At 49.1% G+C, this 16,228-nt stretch carries 13 protein-coding genes and 1 pseudogene; 6 read left to right on the top strand and 8 right to left on the bottom strand.

Annotation, left to right across the window (positions count from 1 at the left end; all coding sequences use genetic code 11):
- The 4 genes from N4310_RS00335 to N4310_RS00320 form a co-directional block, all read right to left on the bottom strand.
- On the bottom strand, positions 1-125 hold a 125-nt coding region (locus tag N4310_RS00335), incomplete at its 3' end, for a transposase (protein WP_262091653.1).
- A 196-nt stretch (positions 126-321) separates the two neighbouring features.
- Positions 322-3,864 carry a pullulanase gene (locus N4310_RS00330; protein WP_262091651.1) on the bottom strand — a complete coding sequence of 1,181 codons (3,543 nt, stop codon included), beginning with the start codon at positions 3,862-3,864 and terminating at the stop codon, positions 322-324.
- A 133-nt stretch (positions 3,865-3,997) separates the two neighbouring features.
- Positions 3,998-4,471 carry a tRNA adenosine(34) deaminase TadA gene (tadA, locus tag N4310_RS00325; protein ID WP_262091650.1) on the bottom strand — a complete coding sequence of 158 codons (474 nt, stop codon included), beginning with the start codon at positions 4,469-4,471 and terminating at the stop codon, positions 3,998-4,000.
- 13 nt (positions 4,472-4,484) lie between these two features.
- The gene (locus tag N4310_RS00320) at positions 4,485-5,774 is read right to left on the bottom strand and encodes an adenylosuccinate synthase (protein WP_262091649.1); all 1,290 of its coding nucleotides are present in this window, start codon (positions 5,772-5,774) and stop codon (positions 4,485-4,487) included.
- Positions 5,775-5,960: 186 nt separating this feature from the next.
- Here N4310_RS00320 and N4310_RS00315 point away from each other — a divergent pair, with 186 nt between their 5' ends.
- From N4310_RS00315 to N4310_RS00290, 6 genes and pseudogenes are all read left to right on the top strand, one after another.
- Positions 5,961-6,809 (top strand): hypothetical protein, encoded by an 849-nt coding sequence (locus tag N4310_RS00315; protein ID WP_262091648.1) that lies wholly within the window; start codon positions 5,961-5,963, stop codon positions 6,807-6,809.
- The gene (locus N4310_RS00310; protein ID WP_262091647.1) at positions 6,806-8,071 is read left to right on the top strand and encodes a toxic anion resistance protein; all 1,266 of its coding nucleotides are present in this window, start codon (positions 6,806-6,808) and stop codon (positions 8,069-8,071) included. The genes N4310_RS00315 and N4310_RS00310 overlap by 4 nt, the downstream gene beginning before the upstream one ends.
- A gap of 477 nt (positions 8,072-8,548) precedes the next feature.
- Positions 8,549-9,286 carry a metal ABC transporter ATP-binding protein gene (locus N4310_RS00305; RefSeq protein WP_160332881.1) on the top strand — a complete coding sequence of 246 codons (738 nt, stop codon included), beginning with the start codon at positions 8,549-8,551 and terminating at the stop codon, positions 9,284-9,286.
- Positions 9,283-10,074, top strand: a pseudogene (locus N4310_RS08575) (metal ABC transporter permease); the annotation flags it as partial. The gene N4310_RS00305 and the pseudogene N4310_RS08575, both read left to right, overlap by 4 nt.
- A 36-nt stretch (positions 10,075-10,110) precedes the next feature.
- On the top strand, positions 10,111-11,034 hold the full coding sequence (locus tag N4310_RS08570) for a metal ABC transporter substrate-binding protein (protein WP_420832884.1): 924 nt from the start codon (positions 10,111-10,113) through the stop codon (positions 11,032-11,034).
- 180 nt (positions 11,035-11,214) lie between these two features.
- Positions 11,215-11,865 (top strand): metal-dependent transcriptional regulator, encoded by a 651-nt coding sequence (locus tag N4310_RS00290; protein WP_179923182.1) that lies wholly within the window; start codon positions 11,215-11,217, stop codon positions 11,863-11,865.
- A gap of 52 nt (positions 11,866-11,917) precedes the next feature.
- On the opposite strand, the gene N4310_RS00285 is transcribed toward N4310_RS00290, so the two are convergent.
- The 4 genes from N4310_RS00285 to N4310_RS00270 all read right to left on the bottom strand — a co-directional run bounded on the left by N4310_RS00285 (position 11,918) and on the right by N4310_RS00270 (position 16,159).
- Positions 11,918-12,196, bottom strand: a complete 279-nt coding sequence (locus N4310_RS00285) for a rhodanese-like domain-containing protein (RefSeq protein ID WP_262091646.1) — start codon at positions 12,194-12,196, stop codon at positions 11,918-11,920.
- 9 nt (positions 12,197-12,205) lie between these two features.
- Positions 12,206-12,649, bottom strand: a complete 444-nt coding sequence (gene dtd, locus N4310_RS00280; protein WP_262091645.1) for a D-aminoacyl-tRNA deacylase — start codon at positions 12,647-12,649, stop codon at positions 12,206-12,208.
- 8 nt (positions 12,650-12,657) lie between these two features.
- Positions 12,658-14,877, bottom strand: coding sequence for a RelA/SpoT family protein (locus tag N4310_RS00275; RefSeq protein ID WP_262091644.1), 2,220 nt, complete (start codon positions 14,875-14,877; stop codon positions 12,658-12,660).
- Between the two features lie 67 nt (positions 14,878-14,944).
- Positions 14,945-16,159, bottom strand: coding sequence for a hypothetical protein (locus N4310_RS00270; RefSeq protein WP_262091643.1), 1,215 nt, complete (start codon positions 16,157-16,159; stop codon positions 14,945-14,947).
- Positions 16,160-16,228 lie beyond the last annotated feature (69 nt).

Here is a 16,228-nt window from a genome sequence, read left to right as displayed (position 1 = left end):
TTTAATTTAATCCATTGATAAATGGTATTACGAGAAATTTGGAAAACAGTTGCTGCTTCAGAAATACTGCCAATATTCTCACAATATGAAAGAACTTTTTTACGAAAATCTACTGAATATGCCATAAAAATAGTATAGCACAAAGTGTGTGGTTTCTGTTTCATTCTACTATAGTATACCACGAGAAAAGGCCAGCAATGATCCTTCCAGGGACTGCTGGCCTTTTCTTTAAGCGTGCATGGGCTTATATCTGCTTTCCAAAAATCCGAAATCAGCCAACTTCCGTAAACTGGCCCAACTGCAAAATATCCGTTCACCTGATTAAAATTTATCTTCGGATTTTTGAGATCGGATAAGCCAACTACCAGCTCCAAAACCTAAGAAACCTAGGAGTCGGACCCACAAGCTGGCCTGGCTGCCGGTTTTCGGCAGACTCTTAGCTGCCAGTTCTAACTGCAGCGACTTTGCAAGAGCTTGGTCCGACTGGATTGAGAATCCCTCTTGCGCTGGCGATTTCATCGCCAGCCGGGATTGACTGACCACCACAGCTGGTTTAGCTGACTTGCTAGTAGGCATTTGTTCCACCGGTTTTTCTGCAGAATTTACTTGCGGAGGGGTTGGCTCTAGCGAGTGCTCCTTGCGGATCCAGAGTACAGTCGCGGTCAGAGGTGCCAGGCGGACTTCTGTATCCAGGAGGGTTACACCGACTGGGTGCTCCAGTGGTTGCAGGCCAGCCCGCTGTCCGTCGACCAAGACCAGGGGAGTAGAGCTGGCTGCATAGGCAAAGGAACGCTCCTTTCGATCGGCATTGACCAGGACCACATAGCGGTCACCGTTCTCAGCCTCCAACTCATAGCCCAATACCAAGTCCTCCTCCTGCACCCCGTTTTGGCCTGGGATTGTCAAGAGGCGCATACGCTGCTCAATGGCCGCTTTTTGCCCGAGGCGGAAGACCTCAACCGCCCTCCTCAATTGGATTAGGCCTTTGGTATATTCTTTGGTAGCAAGATTCAAGGGGTGGGCTGCCCCGTCCTCGACCTTGGACCAATCAAAACGGTTAATGCTATCGCTCGAATCATAGGAATCGTGAATAAAGTAAGGATAGTCAAAAGGCGAACCATCTGCCTTGGTCAGCAAGTGGGCCTTGTTAGGAATCCGGTCTTCTGAGACAGGCTGGCGGTAAGCAGGATCACGGAACTGCTTGGTCCGGCCATACTCCTGACCTGAGTGGAGGAAGGGGATTCCCTGGGCTGTTAAAATCATCAGATTGCCTAAGCGAAGCCGTTGGTGGATTTCCTGCTCACTCGCCGCATCTGCCGGATCCTTACGAATGGACTGGGCAATGACATCAAACAGGGTTAGATTATCATGCGCCGCAATGTACTGAATCACGTCCGTTGGCTGGTCAGCCTCAAAATTGCTAGGCTGGGCCTTAAGGTTTTGGAAGATCTGGGTCACCTTTTTGGGTCCTGTCGTTAGGAAAGCTGGTGCCCCCTCATTGGGATAGCCAGACTTGAGGCTATTACGGATATCATCTGAAAAGACGGCAACCCCATTGGTGTCCTTCATCCAGTCTTGATCAGCCGCTGGCTGGGGACTATCTGCATCCCCAGTGTAGGTGCGCCAGCCTTCACCCAGAAGGAGGACCTGCGGGTTAAGTTCCTTGGCCAAACGATAGGCCTCTGCAATGCTGGCTGCATCGTGATCTCCCATCATGTCAAAACGGAAACCATCTACCTTAAACTCTGACATCAGATACAAAATGGAATCTGTCAAAATCCGGCGACTCATGTAGTGGGTGGTCCCCAGACGACCGCCACCAAAACTGGTTCGCGGAGTTCCATCCTGGTCCATAAAATGGTAATAGTTTGGCTCTAAATCCTCAAAAATAGCGGTCTTAGCCGTATGGTTGTAGACCACATCAAGGATCACTGCCATCCCCCTGTCATGGATTGCTTGGACCAATTCCTTTAATTCCGCAATCCGCTCGGCTGGATCTTGAGGCCGTTCCGAATACATACCAGTCAAAGCAAAATAGCTCTGCGGATCGTAACCCCAATTGTAATTGACTCCACTGGAACGATAGTCCAGCATCCGCTGTTGGTTCGCCGCCTCATTGACAAAGTAATAACTGAGGACTGGTAAGAGCTGGATATGGGTCACGCCAAGCTCCTTCAAATAATCCAACTTCTTGATAAAGGCCCTGAAGGTACCGAAGGAGCCTTCTAGGGATAGCTTGGGATCTGAGGTGAAGTCCCGAACATGGGCTTCATAGATAATCGCATCTTGCTTGCCTCGGTAGTTATCCAGCTTCGCATAGGTCAGATCTTTAGGGCCATGTTCGGCTGGATTAACGAAGGCCGCCTTGGCCACACGATAAGCCGGTCCCTTGTCTGCTTCCTCACTGTTCCAAAGGCCTAGCGATTTGGCATAGGGATCCAAGACGATGCTTTCTGTACCCGCCCTTACAATTTTATACTGATAAAAATAACCACGATAATCCGCAATGCCTAACTTGGCATCCGCCACCAAGGTTCGCCGCCAGACGCCTTTGTCCTGCTTGGCCAAGTCAAGCTCAGTCACCAAGCGCTCCTGGTTGTCCTTATCATAAATCAAGATGCTGACGGAATCGGCCGAAGGAGACCACAGAGCCAAATCGACCTTGCGACCTGCCTCCGAGACCTGGGCTCCCAGAGGTCCATCGTAGGCAAAGAGCCGGTCCTTAAACTGCCAATTCTTCTGGGCGGTCAAGGTCACACCACCATAGGCGACCCGATAAGGTAGGGCAGCTTCTTGAAAGTCCCCCTTAAGCTCTAGCTGGCGCCGCTCCAAGTTCCAGTTCCAGGCCTGAATCGGCACGACCTGGCCAGCATCATCCAAGACCTGAAGCTGCTGCTGGATTTCTGCCTGGACGGCTTCATCCAAGTTGGTGAAAGTTACCGTCAAATCTTGCAGACTGGACTGCTGAGCTCCAATTAGGCGGATATCTTTGACAAAATAGGGATTGGTATAAACATGGGCTTCATCCTCGCGTACAAAGACCTGCTGGCCCCCCTTTATCCCCTCTAAGAGGTAATCCTTGGGTTGGATCTTCACCGCATCCCCCTCCTTGGTCTCATCTAAGAGCAGAAAACCCAGCTTCTGAGCCCCTGCCTTCAAAGGAATATCAACATAGGCCCCATAGCGACCATCGGGTTTCAGAGCTAGTCCCCGCGGCCAGTCCGACAGGGTCAGCTCAACATCACCCCAGACCCAGACAGATTTCTGGTCATAATTCTGATCTGCCCGTTGGTAGTTAATCCGCAGGAGGTTCTCCGCTACCGGTTCATAGAGGGTCTGACTATAGTCTTTAGCAATCCAAACCTCCCGCGCCTTAGGATCAATAATTTCGAAGGTCTGGTCTCCCGACAGATTGTCCCCCTTGCTATTGTTAATCAAAAAGTGGATCTGCTCTTGTTTAGCCTCCGCCAATGGCACATCAACATAGACCCCGTAATGATCCCGCTGGGCCTCACTCAAGGCACTGGCTCCCGTTGGCCAGGGACCCTTCTTGGCCGATTCCTCAGCGACATCACCCCAGGTCCAAAGCCCCAGACCCGCATCCGCTTCTGGAGCCTGGACATGAAAACGAACCTGATTCTCCTCCTGCTCCTGCGAGTTCGATAGCTGACTCGTTTCCACAGGAAGGCTGGCAATCGCCTGATAGGTTTCAGCGGACTCCTCTGGAGCTCTTGTCTCCTCCTGATTTACAAGTTGGGGTGGAGTATCCGTCACTTCCTCAGCCCAGGCCTGCTCTGCTGATATAGCGAGAATACTTGTTGCGACTAAGAGACTGGCCTCCAGCCCCTTTCTTCCAATTGTCATAGAAAAACCTCCTTGGTAAGCGTTTTCATGTTTTAGTATATACCCTTTGGAACTTAAAGTAAAGTCAGCAGGATTACCCTATTAAAAAACAGCCGGAGACAAGCTCCAGCCGCTACTGTTTCGATTACTCTGATTATTTGGCTTTCTGGCGACGGGTTCGGAAAAAGTCTTGCATGATTCCCGCACATTCTGCTTCCAAAATGCCTACCTCCACCTCTACCCGGTGGTTGAGGCGGCGATCTTCTAGGATGTTGTAGAGACTGCCAGCTGCGCCAAATTTAGGATTGGCAGCTCCATAGATAACCTTGGGAATTCGGGCCAAGCCAATGGCTCCGCTGCACATAACACAGGGTTCAATGGTCACAAAGAGAGTGGTATCAAGCAGACGCCAATTGCCAATCCGGGCATTGGCTTCCTCAATCGCCATCATTTCTGCATGGAGAATAGCGCGATCCAGGGTCTCACGCGCATTATGCCCGCGGCCGATAATTTGGCCGTCCTTAACCAGGACACAGCCAATCGGAATTTCTTCTAAGGCCAGTGCTTTTTCGGCTTCCTTTAAAGCCTCCTGCATAAAGACTACTTTTTCTTCAAAACTATAGTCCATAAAGAGCTGCCCCTTATTGGCTCCAAACACTTTCTAGAATATTGGTTTGCTCACGACCTGGACCGACTGAGAAGGTTGAAATCCGTACGCCCACCAATTCCGAAATGCGGCGGACATAGTTGCGCGCATTTGCTGGTAACTCTTCCAGACTGCGGACTCCTGTGATATCCTCAGACCAACCTGGCATTTCTTCATAGATTGGGCGGCAACGTTTCAATTGCTCCAAGCTAGCTGGGTAATAATCAATCCGCTCACCATCTAGATCGTAAGCCACACAGATTTTAACAGTGTCAAGACCGCTCAAGACATCAATGGAATTGAGGGAGAGATTGGTAATTCCAGATACACGACGGGAGTGGCGCATCACTACGGAGTCAAACCAGCCCACTCGACGCGGACGTCCAGTTGTTGTACCGTACTCATGACCAACCTCACGAATGCGTTCACCCACTTCATCAAAAAGCTCTGTTGGGAAAGGTCCATCACCAACCCGTGATGTGTAGGCCTTGCAGACACCGACAACCTTGTCAATCTTACTTGGACCAACCCCAGATCCAATGGTTACCCCACCCGCAACTGGATTGGATGAGGTTACAAATGGGTAGGTTCCCTGGTCAATATCCAACATAACCCCTTGGGCCCCTTCAAACAGAACCCGCTTGCCTTGATCCAAGGCATCATTCAAGATAACAGAGGTATCGGTCACATACTTCTTAATCTCTTGACCATAAGCATAGTATTCTTCGAAGATTTCCTCGAAATCTAGTGCCTCAGTACCATACAATTTTTCAAAGATTCGGTTTTTCTCAGCCAAGTTGATTTGCAAGCGTTCCTTGAAAATATCGCGGTCCAAGAGATCCGCAATCCGGATTCCAACCCGAGCTGCCTTATCCATATAAGCTGGGCCGATTCCCTTGATTGTGGTTCCAATTTTATTTTCACCCTTGGCATCTTCCTGCAACTGATCCAGACAGATATGGTAAGGCAAAATCACATGGGCCCGATCCGAGATGCGAAGATTCTCTGTTGAGACTCCTTCATCTGCCAAATATTTCAACTCCTTGACCAAGGACTTAGGATTGACAACCATCCCGTTCCCAATAACAGAAATCTTTTCTGGGAAGAAAATGCCTGATGGAATCAAATGCAACTTGTATTTTTTCCCATCAATCACGATGGTATGCCCAGCATTATCCCCACCTTGATAGCGAGCAATTACCTCCGCATTGGCAGATAGGAAGTCCGTAATTTTCCCTTTTCCTTCGTCTCCCCACTGGGTTCCCACAACAACAACTGAAGTCATATCTTGTCTCCTGCTCTTTTCCAAGAGGCCATCGCCTCAATTCGTTTTTACGACCCATTATATCTAATTTTCGGAATTTTTTCAATTTTTATGCAAGCCTCTCCGACTTCCGCCCTATCTTCCATCCTTTTCCCCCACAAACCCACTTTTTTTGCTAGAATATGGGTAGGAAGATAGAGGTTATATATGAACAGAAAACAATCTTTATTTCACAGCCGTTTCTACAATTCCGGCTATTTCACCCTAATATTAATCATCATTTTTTGGGCCGCCCTGATCGCAGAACTCCCTGTGCTTGTTTTTCCGAGCCTCCTAACAATTTTTGCCCATCGCCTGCATGTTTCTTCCAATAAGAAAATGCGAATAGAATACCTGCGGCAGGACATCCAGAAGGTCGACCTCGATTTAAAACAGCTAGACTTCTTCCACAATCAGGGCAATGTCCAGTCCTACCAGGAACTAGCAAAACCAACCCTGGCCCGCTTGGAACAGATTCAAACAGAGGCCATCGACCTCCGTAAAAAGCTCGGCCTCAAACGCTACAATACCATTCGCAAACAAGCCGGCACCTACCAGCAACAGGTCCTCTACCAGCTGCAGGAATACAAACAACTGGACTACCAAGAACAAGCCCGCCTCAAGGAAAGTCAGGTTCCACCCCTAGATGATAACCAATGGGACGGACCGATCCCCGACGAAATCCGGGAAACCTACCTCAATATTCAAAGGGACCATCAAGAAATTGTCCGCAAAATCGAGGAATCCACTGGCGGCAACCAACAAGAACTCATGGCTGTCCACCAATCCCAGATGAACAATTTCCAAGAGATCCTCAACGGCTACCTGAAAATCTACCACGATCCCAAGGACTACTACCAGGCCAAGCAACGCCTCAAAAAAGCCCAAGTAGCCATGGAACAATTTGACCTACTCTTGGATGAAACCCTCAAACAATTAAACGAAACAGACATGCGGGACTTTGAAATCAGCCTCCGCATCCTTAGCCCCGAAGACCAAACAGGAGATAATAAATGAGTGAATCCTTCAATTTTGACATCGACAACATTGCCAACAAGGCCCTCAAGCAGGACAAAACCAGCGAAATTATCCTAGCCAACGACCCTGGCAACTCCAACACACCCAGCCTCCAATTTTTTGACAAACTAACACCCCAGCAACAAACCGCAATTCAAGAGCGAACCCCACAACTCGTGGATCAATTTTTGGAAGACAAGAACTCCCTCTTGGACTTTGGCCAGGATGCAGTCGAAAATGTCAACATCACAGTTAATAAAATCCTCAGTGAACAGAAAAAACTCGAAATTCCACAAGTAGACGAGATCCTAACCCAGACCAATCGGGAACTCAATGGCTTTGTGGCCAAATACAAGGATGCCAAACCAGCGGACCTAGAGCAGAAACCCAACTTCCTCCAAAAACTCTTCCGCCAAGGTAAAAACAACCTCCAAGAATTCTACTTCGACTCCCAAAACATCGAAAAGAAAATGGATAGCATGGCGGCAGCTGTGGTCACCCAAGAAGAGGTCTTGGCCCGCAATATTGTATCAGCAGAAATGTTGATTGAAGACAACACCAACTCTATTGAAAATCTAGTCGGTGTCATCGCCTTTATCGAGTCCAGCCAAAAAGAAGCCGGCGACCGGGCCTTCCAACTCCAGCAAGAAGTGGCTAACCTAGATCCTGCCAGCATCGACTATCAAGTTAAGTCCGACCAATTGGCTCACACCACAGAAGTTGTCAACATGCTAGAAATTCAACACACAGAATACATCAGCCGCCTCTATGTGGCCTGGGCGACCACCCCTCAAATGCGCAACCTGGTCAAGGTTTCTACCGATATGCGGCAAAAACTCGGGATGCTGCGCCGCAATACCATCCCAACCATGAAACTCTCCATCGCCCAACTGGGGATTCTCCAACAATCCGTCCGCTCTGGGATGACCGCAGATGCTATTACCAATGCCAATAATGCAGCCTTGGAATTGCTAGCAGAAACCAGTAAGGAAGCCATCCCAGCGCTTGAACGGACAGCCCAAAACCCAACCATGAGCGTCCAAGCTGTGACCAAATTGGCCGAGAGCCTGGTTGTTCAAAACCAACAAATCATCCAAGCCATTGAAGAAGGCCGCAGTAAACGGGCGCAATTGGAACAAACCATTGTTGAATCAGCTAATAGTATCAATGATTCGGTCAAACTTCGCGATAAAACCATTATCCAAAGCTTGCTCAATCAGGGCTTATCTGCTCAAAAAGAGATTGAGCAAAAGTCCAACTAGGACCCAGCTAATTTCCAATCAACCGAGTTAGCCAATCGAAACTATAGACGCCTGCATTCAAGGCTCAAACTGTATTCCCGAATTATTCATACAGAATTCAAAAAACTTCCAGAACCCTTGCTATACTAAGGTTTTTGGAAGTTTTTGTTTTCCACCTAATGGGTGAAACAAAGAAACTAGGTGGAACCCTTGGATTATCAATGATTCCACCTGATTTTTATAATGGAGATGAATAATTAGGGGTATTACCTCCAAAACCGCTGGTCTTGGAGGTTTTTTGCATCTGTACCAAGAACATTTATCAGTCAGCCTCATGTATTAAGTTGACAAAATTATAAAATTAAGTTACCTTAATTTTAGTTCATCCTCATCGCAGATTCGTAACAATCAGTTTTTAGTTTACTTTTACGACGAGCTAGAAAGCACCGTCCTACAAGAGAAACAAAACGAGTGTCTTATTTCAAAAAAGGAGTTTTTATGACCCTAAAAATTACCAATCTAAGTCTTGCCTATGATGGGCAGACGATTTTTCAAAACCTCTCACTGGATCTTAGCCCAGGCAGCATTACAGGTATGATCGGCCCCAATGGAGCTGGCAAGTCCAGCCTCGTTAAAGCTATGCTAGGACTTGTTGCTCGGGAAAATGGGCAGGTCCAATTCAACAATCAACTCTTGGACTTGCGCAAACACCGCATTGCTTACGTGGAACAGCGCAAAAATCTGGATTTAACCTTCCCAATCCAGGTTAAAACCCTGGTCGAAACCGGTAGCTACGGACAATTGGGGCTCTTTCGTAAACCAGGAGCCCGTGAAAAAGCGGCTAGTCGAAAGGCCATGCAGCAGGTCCAAATTGAAGATTTGGCAGACCGCCAAATTGGCCAATTATCTGGGGGACAGTTACAACGAGCTTTTGTCGCACGCGCCATCTTGCAGGATGCCGACCTGATTATCCTGGATGAGCCCTTTGTCGGTATCGATGCTGAAAGCGAAGCCCAGATTATGAAAATTCTAAGACTCTGGAAAGATGAAGGCCGAACCATCTTAGTTATCCACCATGATCTGTCCAAGGTGCACGACTATTTTGATGAACTCATTCTTATGAATCGGGGTATTATCCAAGCAGGACCCAGCCAGCAAGTCTTTACGGCAGAGAATCTGGCCCAAGCCTTTAATCCAGATTTTGCTACCATCTATTTTCAGGAGGACCCTCAATGACTGCCATCACAAATTTTATCCAAGCACTCCAAACCTACCCCTTCCTGCAAAATGCCTTGATAACCGCCATCTTGATTGGCATCATGTCCGGACTGATTGGCTCCTTCATTATCCTAAGGGGCATGTCCCTGATGGGGGATGCCATTTCCCACTCCGTCCTGCCAGGGGTAGCCTTAGCCTACATGCTCGGCCTTAACGTACTCCTCGGAGCCTCACTGTTTGGCTTTCTAGCTGCCCTTTTGATTGGCTACATCAGCTCCAAGAGCCCCTTAAAAATGGACACAACCATCGGGGTGGTCTTCAGCTCCCTCTATGCCCTCGGCTTTGTCCTCATTCATTTCACCCAAAGCTCCACCAATCTCCACCATATCCTCTTTGGGAATATCCTGGCCGTCAGCCAGCTCGATTTACGAATCACGGCAACTATCTTTGTTCTAGTGCTAACCTATATCTACCTCTTTTACAAGGAACTGCTGATCACATCCCTGGATGAGGCCTTTGCCCGTAGCTATGGCCTCCCAGCCCAGCTGATCCATTACAGCCTCATGCTGGTCTTAACCCTGGTCACCGTCTCTGCCCTCCAGTCCGTTGGCATTATCCTGGTTGTCGCCATGCTCATCACCCCGGCCGCAACCGCCTACCTCTGGACCGACCAACTCCCTAAAATGATGGCCCTCTCCAGTTTCGTTGCAGTCCTCGCCTCGATCATTGGCCTTTACTTCAGCTATACCTTTAACTGGGCCTCTGGGCCAACCATTGTTTTAACTGCAGCCCTTTGTTTTGCCTTTTCATTTCTTTTTTCCAAAAAAGGAAAAAGAAGCGTTCTGAAACAAATCGGACTAGCTCTAGTCGGAATGGGACTCCTTCTGGGAGCTTGGACCGGGAGTCAAGAGCGCACTACTGATAGAAGTCAGACCCAAGCCATCTCCGTTGTCACCACCAATTCTATCCTAGAGGATATGGTCCAACAGGTCGGCCAAGATCGCCTCCAGGTCTCTAGCCTTGTCCCACGTGGCCAAGATCCCCACGAGTATGAACCAACCACAGAAGATATTGCCAAGGTCAGCGACGCAAACCTGGTCTTTTACAACGGCTTGAACCTGGAAACCGGTGGTAATGGCTGGTTTTCGAAAATGGTCCGAAGCAGCCACAAACAATTTGGCAAGGATGTCATTGCAGCCAGCCAAGGAGTCACCCCACTCTACCTCTCTGGCCACCAAGAAGAAACCGACCCCCACGCCTGGTTAGACCTGGCTAATGGAATCCAGTATGTCCAAACCATCACCAAAGCCCTCCAAGAAAAGGACCCCCAAAATGCCAGCTTCTACCAAAAAAATGCAGATCTCTACATCGTCCGTCTCCAAGCCCTGCACCAAGAAGCCCAGTCCAAGTTTCTGGACATCCCAGAGGAGCAACGACTCCTAGTAACCTCGGAAGGAGCCTTTAAATACTTTGCCAAGGCCTACCATGTCACCCCTGCCTATATTTGGGAGATCAACACAGAAGCGCAGGGGACACCCCAACAATTGCAAACCATTCTCGATACCATCCGCCAGTCCAAGGTCAAACACCTCTTCCTAGAAACCTCAGTCGCCCCCAAAGCCATGAACCAGGTAGCCGAACAAAGCCAGCTAAAAATCTATTCCACCATCTTTACAGATTCCCTGGCCAAAAAAGGACAAGACGGAGACCAATACTACACCATGATGAAGTGGAATCTCGACAAAATCTATGAAGGACTGAAATAAGAGCTAGGCCAGCTGTCCATTTTTTTGCTATACTACTACTACTTCCAATCTAAAATCATTACTCAAACGATTTTAAATTTAAACTAGGCAGCGAGACGCAGGCATAACTGAAGTTAAGCAAGTCGAAGCTAACGACGTATGAAGAAGTATCATCTAGACGCAAAACAAAGGAGACCCAGCATGACCCCCAACAAGGAAGACTATCTCAAGCGAATCTATGAGCGAAGCCAGGCACCTGGAAAAATGACCAACAAAGAAATTGCCCAGCTCATGGGTGTCTCTGAACCAGCAACTTCTGAAATGCTCAAAAAAATGATCCAGGAAGACTGGATTATCAAAGACAAGGTAAAAGGCTACCTGGTCACAGCCAAGGGCATGGTGCAGGTTTCCAACCTCTACCGCAAACACCGCTTGATCGAAGTCTTTCTGATCCAAAATCTGGGCTATGCCAGCCAGGACATCCATCAAGAAGCTGAAGTTTTGGAGCATAGCGTATCAGACCAGTTTATCAACCAATTGGAAATCATGCTCCAGTTCCCAGACTACTGCCCCCACGGTGGACGCATCCCGCGCCAGCAGGAGCTTTTACAGGAAGACTTTACCCAGCAGCTTTCCCAAGCAGAGACAGGCCGAGATTATAGTCTCCGCCGCTTTCCCGATCAACCTGATTTTATCGACTACCTGGAAGAACAAAACTTCCACTTGGGAACAAGCTTCCACCTGATCAAAAAGGACAGTTTTCTCCAAACCGTCGAACTACAGTTACCCGAAAAAAAAGTCAGCCTGCCCCTAAACTTAGCCGACCAACTCTATGTCGAAATTCTTCAATAAAACTGTACTAAAAAGCTGCTTCAAGCATCACACTTGAAGCAGCTTTTGTATTCTAGTAAGCAGCCCAGCCGTCCACAATCCGAACCACCTCATAGCCTCGTTTTTCCAAGAGCTGACTAGCCCGTTCCGCCCGGATTCCCTTGGTGCAGACCACATGATAGACCTGGTTCCGGTCCAATTGGTCCAGCTGCGCTTCTAGGTCTGGCTCAGGAATGTTGAGGGAGCCTGCAAAATGGCAGGCAAGGAAATCTTCCTGGTCTCGAACGTCCAGGATTGCTAGCTCCTGTTGCTCCTGCAAGGTTGCCAATTCCGCCATTGTCATATCCTTCATCTGCACCTCCTAGGGATTCTTACTATCCAATAAAATCGTCACCGGCCCATCATTGACCAGGGCCACCTGCATATCCGCCCCGAACACACCGGTTTCCAGGGACACAAATTCCCCTAATAACTGATTAAAATCATCATAAAGCGACTTGGCCAAATCCGGCTGAGCTGCCCCTGTGAAAGCCGGACGATTGCCTTTTTTGGTTTGGGCAAAAAGAGTAAATTGGGAAATGGACAAAATCGATCCGCCAACATCCTGAATGGAACGGTTCATTTTCCCTTGGTCATCGGAAAAAATCCGCATATTGACAATCTTACGGCACAGATAGGCCAAATCCTCCGCCGTATCCTCAGGACCAATTCCAACCAACAAGAGGAAACCGAAGCCAATGGCCCCATGTACTTCTCCGTCAATAAAAACAGAAGCTTCCTTTACCCGCTGTAAAACAACTCGCATAACAGCCCCTACCCATTTGTTCTTTTCACAGAATAAACATCTGGAATATTCTTAATCCGATCGACCACCGTTGTTAGGTTGGCTAAACTAGAAATTCCAAAAGAAACGTGAATGGTCGCAAACTTCATATCCTTGGAAGGTTGGGCATTAAACATGAAAATATTCTTGGTTGAGTTTGAAAGCACCTGTAAAATATCATTGAGGAGACTGGTCCGATTCAAGCCGTAAATATCAATATTGGCTGTGTATTCCTTGTGGCCAGATCCAGTACCTTCCCACTCGACATCCAAGAGTCTTTGCTCATAGTTTTCTTGCGACCGCAGGTTCATACAGTCCTCGCGGTGGACAGCAACTCCTCGACCCTTGGTGATATAGCCAACAATGGCATCCCCTGGGACAGGGTTACAACACTTGGCCATGCGGATCAACAAGCCTGGAGCTCCTTTGACCACAACCCCTTCTTCTTGGCGAGATTTTGTGTTGCTGGTTTTCTCACTCTTAATCTCACCACCATAAAGAAGTTCTTCTGCTTGGGCACGCGCCTTCTCTCGCTCCAGCTCCCGGCGTTCCTTTTCAGTCAACCGATTAAAGACCGAAATGGCACTAACCTCACCAAAACCAATCGCTGCATACAGGGCTTCCTCAGACTTGTAACTGAATTTCTCCAGGTAGGCATCGAGGTGCTTCTTATCCAGGAACTGGTTGGCCTGCATGTCATGTTGCTGGAATTGCTCCACCAAAAGCTCCCGCCCCTTATCAATCGATAGAGACTTGTCTTGGTTTTTGAAAAACTGACGAATGCGGTTCCGGGCCTTGCTGGTTTTAACAATAGTAATCCAGTCCCTGCTTGGTCCAAAGGAATTGGCACTGGTGATAATCTCCACCTGATCGCCCGTTTTCAGTTTGGTGGTCAGTGGGACCATCCGGCCATTGACCTTGGCACCGGTCGCTTTTTCCCCGACCTTGGTATGGATCTCATAAGCAAAGTCAATCGGCACTGATTCTTTAGGCAGGGCACGGACTGCTCCATCTGGCGTAAAGACATAAATCTCTTCTGCCAAAAAGTCCTGCTTGACCGTATCGACAAATTCCTGGGCATCCCCGGCATGCTCTTGCAGGTCCATCATTTCAGAAATCCAGTTCATCCCGATAGCGGATTCCTTGCTATCGACCTTGCCCTTGATCCCTTTTTTGTAGGCCCAGTGTGCCGCAACCCCGTATTCAGCAACTTCATGCATTTCCTGGGTCCGGATTTGGAACTCGATTGGCCCCTTAGGACCATAAACCGTCGTATGAATCGACTGGTAGCCATTGGCCTTGGGATTGGCAATGTAGTCCTTGAAACGTCCAGGCATCGGCCGCCACAATTCATGGACATAGCCCAACATGGCATAGACTTCACTTGGGGTCTCTAAGATACAACGGATAGCAATCAGGTCATAGATTTCTTCGAAGCGCTTTTTCTTATCCTGCATCTTCCGGTAGATGGAGTAAATATGCTTGGGACGACCATAAATTTGCCCATCGAGATTCCGCTCGGCTGCGTACTTCGTAATTTTGGCAACCACTTCCTCTACGAGCGCCTCACGCTCCCGCCGTTTTTCTTTCATCAAATGAGTAATCTTATAAAATTCAACCTCATTCAAATACCGGAAGGACAAGTCCTCCAGCTCCCACTTGACACTGGAAATCCCCAGGCGGTGAGCCAGCGGAGCATAAATATCCATTGTTTCCCGAGCAATTCGCTCCTGCTTGTCCTTACGAAGGTGCTTCAAGGTCCGCATATTGTGCAGGCGATCCGCCAACTTCACCAAGATCACCCGCATGTCCTGAGACATGGCCATGAGCATCTTCCGATGGTTCTCGGCCAATTGCTCCTCATGGGACTTGTAGGTCACCTTGCCCAACTTGGTCACACCATCCACAATCAGGCTAACTTCTTTGGAAAATTCCTGCTCCAAATTCTCCAAGGACACCACCGTATCCTCGACCACATCGTGCAGGAAGCCACAAGCTACCGTTACAGCATCCAGCTTCAGCTTAGCCAGAATGCCCGCAACCTGAATCGGATGAATGATATACGGCTCACCCGACTTCCGGAATTGCCCACTATGGCGATCAACCGCATAAATCAAAGCTTTTTGGACAAAGGCCACATCTTCAGGCGATAAATACTCTCTTGTCAGGGCAACAACCTGGGCCCCTGTTAAATTCTCTTCTTTTGACATCCTGCTCCCCCTTGTTCTTGTGTTCCCTATTTTACCATTTTTCCCTTAGCATGGAAATAGCCCAGACCTAGAGAATCAAGCTCCCATCACCCTTTTCAGCCTTTTGGGAAAAAATAAGCAGAGCCTTTTGCGCTAACGGATCTTCCACACTCAGACTCAAGGACTTATAAGTCAGCAAGGGACGGGGAAGCCAAGCAAAGAACCAGCTCCGTTGCCCCGGCCTCAGCTGACTCAGTCTCACCCGCAAACGACTCCGCCCCCGCTCCCCCTGCCAGGTCTCCCAAGCCAAGTAAACCGGCCAGTCAAAGGGAAAGGTAGCCAGCCCCTGATTCGCCCAGGTCAGACATAAGCAAGTCCCCAGCAAGCTCGACACCGACTGAACCTGCGGCAGCCACAACTGATAACCCAAACACTCCTCCACAAGCCGAGCCGTCTCCGCATTCTGGGGCAGAGCCGGCCCCAAAAACGACAGCCCCACATTCCGCATCTGAGCCCGCAATTCCGAATTCCAGGGCGCCCACAAACACTTGGAAGACCACTCGCCCCCACAAACTCGCTCCAAACCAGACCGCCCCAGCCCCCGCATCTGAGCCCCGTCAAAAGATTCACCACCCTGAACCAACTCATCCAGCCAAACCCGCGTCTGAGCCAGGTCACCCAGCTCATCATGATAGAAACCATAGCTCCTGTGGGGATCCAGCCAGGCAAAAGACCGTCGCAGGCAGAGCCGACAAGACCTAAAGGCTTGAAACCACGGATCGACATAAAAATGCTGGGCAAAATCGCCCTGGGGCAAGGGTCCCAAACTAGCCAGCTGGTGCCACTCGCCCCAGTGGCCTAGACCACCCAACTCGATATAGGCCAGCAAGCCATCCTGGCCCCAGGCTTGACCTAGAGCCAAAACCAAGCGCCGATAGGCCGCTGCCAGCTCCGCATGACCATAATCGGGCGCCAGTCCCTGACCAAAAGGACTCCGATAAGGCCGAGCCGGAATACGCTCCAAAAGCCAGGCGGGCAAGGCCGGACTCCCCTTAAAAGCCGGATAATCCAGAACCAAACGAAAGACCAGGCGCTGCCCTCCCTGCCTCAAGCGCGAAAAGTTCAGGCGCCTTTCCCAGCCTTCAAAACAATACCGGCCCTCTTCCGGCTCCAGATCCCGCCAGGTCAGGGAGAGGAAAAGAAGACTGGTCTTGCCAGTATCCGTAGACCGAATATCCGGCGCATAGCCCACCAAAGGCCGTCTCGCTAGGGGCTGATAGGTCCAGGTTTTACTGTAATACATCCACTCCTCCAACTTCTTTCCTTTTCTCCACCAACCATGTTATACTGAGAAGCAAAGCCACTCACACTT

This window comes from Streptococcus danieliae (genome assembly GCF_025447695.1).
Classification (GTDB): domain Bacteria; phylum Bacillota; class Bacilli; order Lactobacillales; family Streptococcaceae; genus Streptococcus; species Streptococcus danieliae.
Note: the sequence above shows the minus strand (reverse complement) of the source record. Positions and strands in the feature narration are given on the sequence as shown.

What these genes read in the sequence shown, in the direction of transcription:
- tadA (WP_262091650.1), bottom strand. Translation starts at nt 4,471, where the DNA reads ATGGACTATAGTTTTGAAGAAAAAGTAGTCTTTATGCAGGAGGCTTTA.
- dtd (WP_262091645.1), bottom strand. Translation starts at nt 12,649, where the DNA reads ATGCGAGTTGTTTTACAGCGGGTAAAGGAAGCTTCTGTTTTTATTGAC.
- N4310_RS00330 (WP_262091651.1), bottom strand. Translation starts at nt 3,864, where the DNA reads ATGACAATTGGAAGAAAGGGGCTGGAGGCCAGTCTCTTAGTCGCAACA.
- N4310_RS00270 (WP_262091643.1), bottom strand. Translation starts at nt 16,159, where the DNA reads ATGTATTACAGTAAAACCTGGACCTATCAGCCCCTAGCGAGACGGCCT.
- N4310_RS00285 (WP_262091646.1), bottom strand. Translation starts at nt 12,196, where the DNA reads ATGAAGGATATGACAATGGCGGAATTGGCAACCTTGCAGGAGCAACAG.
- N4310_RS00275 (WP_262091644.1), bottom strand. Translation starts at nt 14,877, where the DNA reads ATGTCAAAAGAAGAGAATTTAACAGGGGCCCAGGTTGTTGCCCTGACA.
- N4310_RS00305 (WP_160332881.1), top strand. Translation starts at nt 8,549, where the DNA reads ATGACCCTAAAAATTACCAATCTAAGTCTTGCCTATGATGGGCAGACG.
- N4310_RS00310 (WP_262091647.1), top strand. Translation starts at nt 6,806, where the DNA reads ATGAGTGAATCCTTCAATTTTGACATCGACAACATTGCCAACAAGGCC.
- N4310_RS00320 (WP_262091649.1), bottom strand. Translation starts at nt 5,774, where the DNA reads ATGACTTCAGTTGTTGTTGTGGGAACCCAGTGGGGAGACGAAGGAAAA.
- N4310_RS00290 (WP_179923182.1), top strand. Translation starts at nt 11,215, where the DNA reads ATGACCCCCAACAAGGAAGACTATCTCAAGCGAATCTATGAGCGAAGC.
- N4310_RS00315 (WP_262091648.1), top strand. Translation starts at nt 5,961, where the DNA reads ATGAACAGAAAACAATCTTTATTTCACAGCCGTTTCTACAATTCCGGC.